1 protein-coding gene and 1 pseudogene are annotated in these 1,306 nt (G+C 53.1%); both read right to left on the reverse strand.

All coding sequences use genetic code 11. The features are described from left to right. Positions 1 to 328: 328 nt before the first annotated feature. Positions 329 to 991, reverse strand: a complete 663-nt coding sequence (locus A33M_RS23365) for a class I SAM-dependent methyltransferase (protein WP_083850607.1) — start codon at positions 989 to 991, stop codon at positions 329 to 331. Positions 992 to 1,113: 122 nt separating this feature from the next. After that, a pseudogene (locus A33M_RS21790) lies at positions 1,114 to 1,306 on the reverse strand (SDR family NAD-dependent epimerase/dehydratase); the annotation flags it as partial.

Below are 1,306 nucleotides of genomic sequence, written 5' to 3' on the forward strand. Positions count from 1 at the left end.
CACAGTCCCCCGAAATCACTCACTCAATTTTCGGTCAGGCTCTGAGGATTTGCTTGGAGCGGTTGCCCGCTGTATTGCGACCCGAAGGCCGTTTTTTTTATGACGTTTTTCGAGCTCCCAGCGGACGAGCCCTCGTGGCTTCCGCGCCGGCACCCAGGCGGGGTCACGACCTTCGGCGCAAAAGATCCATACCATTTTGGACTCGATGATGTGGAGTTCGTTGCGCGCGGGCTACCCTGGCGCATTCGCTACCTCGGCGACTGGAATCATCCACGGTCACAGCGCATGCTGGAGCTGACACGAACGTGAGAAAGTTTGGAAACTTTCGCTAATCGTCAATCTTCTGTACGTAGAGCTGCTGAAGAGGCGCCGATATTATACGTATTTTTCGAAAAAATATATTTGTAAAGGCATCGATGACCAATTTCGGACACCTCAACGGATCTGCTCCGTATGACAGCCTTTCTTGCCACAGATAATCATCAAAGGCGATTACACCGTTCTTTCGAAGGAGAACAAAACTCAGTATAGCATCAGACAGCACGTCTGGAGCCTGATGCGAACCATCAACGTAAATGAAATCAAAATAACCACGCCTGCCTTCAGCAACAAGACGCGCCAACTCGTCATCGGAACGCCCTCGATGCTGCATCAGAACAACCTCATTCTGCGCCCGAGAGATGGATAGCCTGGTATTGTGCAAAAACCGTTTCTCAACAGACGTCATATCAGACTCGAACGCGCCCCCACTTTTGTGTTCAATTCCGCCCTCCCACGTATCTATACAGTGCATCTCTACTCGCCCACGCGGCGAAAGCATATCTATTAAATAGCAAGCACTCGCACCTTCATATGATCCTATTTCCAATATTTTCGAGGGGTCGACTTGCGGAATTAATTTGTCCCACACGCTCTTGGCGCCGCCTGAGAACCAACGGTTGGTATATTGATATTGATCAGAACTGAACGCGTCTTCCCGATCTTCATTCATTCTCGTGATCCCATTTGGAAAGCCTCAGGCCCGAGGAGGCCGCACGTGAATCTTCGGCTATTATGGTCGCTACGGGTCACCTCAAAATCACATGGTGCCACGCTCGGCGTCGCACGCAATCATCAGCTCAAAATCTCGCGAAAATAGGCGATGGTCGGCTTCAAACCGTCCTCGAGCGAGACGGTCGGCGCCCAGCCGAGCTTTTCGCCGGCGAGCGAAATGTTCGGGCAGCGCTGCTTGGGGTCGTCGGCGGGCAGGGGGCCGTGGACGATCTTCGAGCGGCTGCCGGTCAGCCGGATCACCAATTCCGCCAGC

The organism is Rhodovulum sp. PH10 (genome assembly GCF_000293785.1).
Classification (GTDB): Bacteria; Pseudomonadota; Alphaproteobacteria; order Rhizobiales; family Xanthobacteraceae; genus Rhodoplanes.